Origin of the sequence: Saccharopolyspora sp. NPDC002686 (assembly GCF_040295745.1) — a bacterium.
Taxonomy (GTDB): domain Bacteria; phylum Actinomycetota; class Actinomycetes; order Mycobacteriales; family Pseudonocardiaceae; genus Saccharopolyspora; species Saccharopolyspora oryzae.
Genome location: NZ_JBEOVY010000479.1, coordinates 1 through 4,709 on the forward strand (window position 1 = coordinate 1; position 4,709 = coordinate 4,709).

At 72.8% G+C, this 4,709-nt stretch carries 6 protein-coding genes; 4 read left to right on the forward strand and 2 right to left on the reverse strand.

The genetic code is table 11. From position 1 onward, the window contains the following. Positions 1–62: 62 nt before the first annotated feature. Positions 63–632, forward strand: a complete 570-nt coding sequence (locus ABTZ89_RS35905; RefSeq protein ID WP_351053396.1) for a ribonuclease FAU-1 family protein — start codon at positions 63–65, stop codon at positions 630–632. Between the two features lie 129 nt (positions 633–761). Beyond that, entirely contained in the window at positions 762–1,244 is a 483-nt protein-coding gene (locus tag ABTZ89_RS35910; protein WP_270951657.1) for a ribonuclease FAU-1 family protein, read from the forward strand. Positions 1,245–1,403: 159 nt separating this feature from the next. Here ABTZ89_RS35910 and ABTZ89_RS35915 read toward each other — a convergent pair whose 3' ends face one another. Then, positions 1,404–2,045: a response regulator gene (locus ABTZ89_RS35915; protein WP_270951658.1), complete on the reverse strand. Its 642-nt coding sequence runs from the start codon at positions 2,043–2,045 to the stop codon at positions 1,404–1,406. Beyond that, the gene (locus ABTZ89_RS35920; RefSeq protein WP_270951659.1) at positions 2,042–3,205 is read right to left on the reverse strand and encodes a sensor histidine kinase; all 1,164 of its coding nucleotides are present in this window, start codon (positions 3,203–3,205) and stop codon (positions 2,042–2,044) included. The genes ABTZ89_RS35915 and ABTZ89_RS35920 overlap by 4 nt, the downstream gene beginning before the upstream one ends. A gap of 167 nt (positions 3,206–3,372) precedes the next feature. Between ABTZ89_RS35920 and ABTZ89_RS35925 the strand changes: the two genes are divergently transcribed. Then, positions 3,373–3,927 carry a GlcG/HbpS family heme-binding protein gene (locus ABTZ89_RS35925; RefSeq protein WP_351053392.1) on the forward strand — a complete coding sequence of 185 codons (555 nt, stop codon included), beginning with the start codon at positions 3,373–3,375 and terminating at the stop codon, positions 3,925–3,927. A gap of 57 nt (positions 3,928–3,984) precedes the next feature. After that, positions 3,985–4,488 carry a GlcG/HbpS family heme-binding protein gene (locus tag ABTZ89_RS35930; RefSeq protein WP_351053394.1) on the forward strand — a complete coding sequence of 168 codons (504 nt, stop codon included), beginning with the start codon at positions 3,985–3,987 and terminating at the stop codon, positions 4,486–4,488. Positions 4,489–4,709 lie beyond the last annotated feature (221 nt).

The window sequence follows — 4,709 nt, forward strand, 5'->3', positions numbered from 1 at the left end:
GCTACCTGCTGATCGTCGTGGTGTGCCTGCCGGGCACGGACCGCCGCAAGGTCACCGCAGAGCTGCGGAAGCGCTTCGCCGAGCAGGCGAAGGTCGAGGTGTTCGACTTGGCCGCGGGGACCAACACCGACCCCAAGGGCCACGTGCGCACCGTGCAGCGCTTCCACCGCGAGCCCTTCGGCCTCTACCTCGCCCGGACCATGCCCGGCCACCCGCAGCTCGCCGCCCTCGAGTCCTGGCTGCTGCCCCCGCTCGGCCTGCGCGTGACCCGCTGGGACTGGCATCCCGGCCACGAGCGGGACCTGGACTTCTACCTGGACGTGGTGGACGTCGAAGTCGGCGAGCAGTGCTGGCGGACCGTCGACCACTACCTGGACGTCGAGGTCCGCACCCACCGCGGCGCGGACCTGCTGGACGCCGACGAGTTCGTCCTGGCGGTGCGGGCGGAGCTGCTCGACGCCGAGACCGCGCAGCGGGCGATGGAGCGCGCGTACACCGCCGTCGACGGGCTCGCGCGGCACGGTTACGACCTGTCAGCGTGGCTGCAGGAGCACGGGATCGAGCTGTCCTGGAACGCGCAACCCGTTGACGATCCCGTACCCGGCCAGCGGAAGCTACCGCCAACCCGGTGATGCCCGTGGCCAGCGCGAATCGATATCCGACGAGCACTGAAAAGTTACGTTAAAACCAATCGACGATGATCTTCAGCCGCACTTTTCCCGCTACTCTCCGACACCGTGGCGGCAACGATTTCTCCCCAATTGGTTGAAGTCATCGACGTGTTCAGCTCGCAGCGCACCCATCCCTCCGGGTTCGTTCACCAGTTGGAGGTGTGCCACGTCGAGCAGTGGGGCCTGGCGGTGGAATGCCCCACCCCGGACGCGCCGGACCACGCCGCCGAGATCACCTGGCTGCTGCCCGATCTCGGCCTCCGGCTGACCCGGTACCGCCCGCGCAGCAGGCACTCGCGGCCGGGACCGAGCACCCTCACCGCGGTCCGCATCAAGCCCGAAACCCGCTCCTGGACGACCGTCGACCTGCTGCTCGGGCTGGAGGTCGAAGACCGCGGCCGCGCGCGCATCACCCACGCCGCCGAGTTCGCCACCGCGGTCGCCACCGGCGCGCTGCACCGCAGCGAAGCGGACTACGCCCTGCGCACGGTGCACCGCACCCTGAACGAGGTCACCCGCCATCGGGACTTGAACCAGTGGCTGGCCCACCGGGGCATCTTCCACCTCTGGTGACCGGGTCCGGGTCGCTCTCCGGGACCGCAGGTGGCTCCGGCTTGCTCGCCGCGACCGGCTCGGGCGGGCTCGGGAGCTGCTCGGTCGGCAGGCCACCACCGCGAAGCCGAACGCGACGTGCAGGCCTTGCGCGAACGGCGGGGAGATCAGCGCCGGGGGTCAGCCCTGGGCGTCGTCGAAGCGGATCAGCCGCCGCCGGACGGCTTCGCGCACCGCGGCCATCCGGCTGTCCACGCCGAGCTTGGCGTAGATGTGCACCAGGTGCGTCTTCACCGTGGCCTCGCTGATGAACAGCTCGCGCGCCATGTCCCGGTTGCCCAGGCCGTGCGCCAGCAGCTCCAGGATCTCGACCTCGCGCTCGCTCAGCGCCTCCTCCGGCGCGCGGCTGCGCTGCAGCAGGCGGGTGGCGATCTCCGGGGACAGCGCGGTCCGCCCCTGCGCGGCGGCGCGGATCGCCTGGAACAGCTCCTCCGGCGGCCCGGCCTTGAGCAGGTAGCCGGTGGCGCCCGCGTCGATGGCGCGGTTGATGTCGGTGTCCGCGTCGTAGGTGGTCAGCACCAGCACGTGCGGCGGATCGGCGAGCGCGAGCAGCTGCCGGGTGCCCGTCACCCCGCCCACGTCGTCGCCGAGCTGGAGGTCCATGAGCACCACGTCCGGTTTGAAAGCGCCGGCCCGCTGCACGGCCTCCGCCGCCGTCGACGCCTCGCCGACGACCTCGATGTCCTCCGCCCCGTCCAGCAGGGCCTTGATCCCCGCGCGCACCACCGGGTGGTCGTCGACCACCAGCACCCGCACCGTCATGCGCTTCCTCCCACCGGCAAGGTCGCCGCGATCGCCGTGCCCTCGCCGGGCCCGCTCTCCACCACCAGCTCACCACCGAGCTGCCCGATCCGCGCCCGCATCCCGCTCAACCCGAAGCCCCGATCCTCGCCGGAGCGCGGGGCCGAGGTGTCGAAGCCCGTCCCGTCGTCCCGCACGTCCAATGCCACTGCATCGGCCATGTAGGACAGGGTGACCCCGGCCTTGCGGGCCTGGCTGTGCTCGCGCACGTTGGCCAGCGCGCCTTGCGCCACCCGCAGCAGCGCCGCATCGACGTCCTCCGAGGTCGCCAGCGGCTCGCCCACCACGTCGAAGCGGACCTCGATGCCGGTCTCCGCTGCCACGCGCGCCGAAAGTTCGCGCAGCGCATCGGCCAGCGACTGCTGCGTCAACGCGGCAGGCGCGAGTCCGCGCACGAAGCGCCGAGCCTCAGCGAGGCTGTCCTCGGCGACAGCGCCGGCCCGCCGCACGTGCTCACTCCGGTCGCCCTCCCGCTCGGCCGCCTGCAACAGCATCCGGATGCTCGACAGGCCCTGCGCGATGGTGTCGTGGATTTCCCGCGCCAACCGCTCGCGCTCCCAGCTGATCCCGGCCTCCCGCTGCGCCTCGGCCAGCTCGCCGCGCGTGCGGACCAGCTGGTCGATCAGCTGCTGGCGCCGCTCTCCCTCGTGCCTGATCTGCAGGAACACCGCGGTCGCCATGGCCGCCACCGCCAGCGGGACCAGCACGTCGATGACCTCGAAGCGAGGCGCCAGCCGCAGCTGCGCGAAGATCACCGTGCCGGTGAGCAGCACGACCGCGGCGAGCAGGGGCTTCGGCCGCAGCATCCGCAGGCACACGAAGAACAGCGGCACCGCGCACCAGCTGAAGCTCGGCGCCACCAGCACCAACGCGACCCAGACGCCGACGACGGCGGCGAGCCACAGCTGACCGGCCGTCTCCCACCACACGACGCCTGCCACGTAGATCAGCACCAGCGCAGCCGACAACCCGAGCAGCAGCGGCGTCACTCCCTGCAACCCGTGCGCGGCGACGTAGCGCGACGCCGAGGACGCGAGCAGCACGAAGAAGCCCACGTGCATCGCGCGGTACAGCCAACCGTCGGGTCGTTCGAGCAAGGCGGTCCCCTCGCCACTGGTCATGACAGGTCCGGGCGAACTGTAAGCCGGTCCGGGTCGGGCCACATCAATGGATCGGTTGATCCGGGCTCAACCGGCAGGCGCCGAAGGAGATCCGTTCCGACGACGCCCAGGACGGCTGCGCGGCAGAAGCTGGAAGCACCGAACCGGAAGCGAAGGAGTCACCCCCGATGCGATCCAACACCCGCAACCGCGCAGTCGTCGGCACCCTGGTCGGCCTCGGCATCCTCGGCGGCGCCACCGGCCTGACCGTCGCGCAGGCCGCCCCCGCCCCGCAGCAGGCCCCGCAGCCCCCGCAGCCCCCGGCCGCGGTCATCCAGCAGCCGGTGCTCAGCGTCGACGCCGCCACCAAGGCCGCGCAGGCCGCCCTCGACGCCGCTGAGGCCAAGGGCCAGCGCGTCACCGTGTCCATCGTGGACCGCGCGGGCAACGAGCGGGTTCGGCTGACCGGCGACGGTGCGGGCCCGCAGAGCGGCGAGTCCGCCAAGCGCAAGGCGTTCACCGCCGTCGCCTGGGGCAAGCCCACCGCCGAGCTGGGCAAGGGCATCACCGGCGACGGCCCCACCCTCCGCGACATCCCCGGAACGCTGTTCCTGGGCGGCGGCGTCCCGGTGACCGCGGGCTCCCCGATCGCCGGCATCGGCGTCGCAGGTGCGCCCAGCGCCGACCTGGACGCGGAGTTCGCCAACGCAGGCCTCCAGGCCATCCAGGCCGAACTGCGCTGACACCCAGCTCCGGTCCCCGGCTCGCCCGGGGACCGGTCCGTCGAACAGGAGAAGTCGATGAGGACAGCCGCGCTCACCCAGCGCGTGGCCCTCGGGGCGTTCACGGCGCTCGCTCTGGCCGCCTGCACTCCGTCCGATCCGCAGCCCGCCGGGCCGCCGCAGGTGCTCAGCGGCGATGCCGTGACCAAGGCCGCGCGGGCCGCCCTCGCAGCAGCCGAGGCCGAGGGCCAGCACGTCACCGTGTCCATCGTGGACCGCGCGGGCAACGAGCGGCTGCGGCTGACCGGCGACGGTGCGGGCCCGCAGAGCGGTGATTCCGCCAGGGGCAAGGCCTTCACCGCTGCTGCCTGGGGCAAGCCCACCTCGGAACTGACCGACCAGGTCAGCGGAGGTGGTGCGAGCCTCCGGGACATCCCGGGCACCGTGTTCCTCGGCGGCGGCGTCCCGGTGATCGCCGGTTCCCCCATCGCGGGCATCGGCGTGGCCGGCGCCCCCAGCGAGGACCTCGACGAGGAATTCGCCAGCGCCGGGCTGGAAGCCATCGAGGGCGACCTGGGATAACACCGCGGACCGGTCGAACGAGGACCGCTCCGCCGAGAAGGAGGATTCGATGAGGAAAGCCGCGCTACCCCGACGCGTGGCCCTCGGGGCGTTCGCCGCGCTCGCGCTCGCCGCCTGCGCTCCGGCCCAGCCCCCGGCGGGGGGCCCGCGGCGCGCCCCCCCCCCCCGGGGCACAAGCGCAGAGCGGCGGCCGGCGCCCCCGCGCGCGGCCCCCCGCCGGC

Coding starts and splice junctions, on each gene's coding strand:
- ABTZ89_RS35915 (WP_270951658.1), bottom strand. CDS start 2,045: ATGACGGTGCGGGTGCTGGTGGTCGACGACCACCCGGTGGTGCGCGCG.
- ABTZ89_RS35920 (WP_270951659.1), bottom strand. CDS start 3,205: ATGACCAGTGGCGAGGGGACCGCCTTGCTCGAACGACCCGACGGTTGG.
- ABTZ89_RS35925 (WP_351053392.1), top strand. CDS start 3,373: ATGCGATCCAACACCCGCAACCGCGCAGTCGTCGGCACCCTGGTCGGC.
- ABTZ89_RS35930 (WP_351053394.1), top strand. CDS start 3,985: ATGAGGACAGCCGCGCTCACCCAGCGCGTGGCCCTCGGGGCGTTCACG.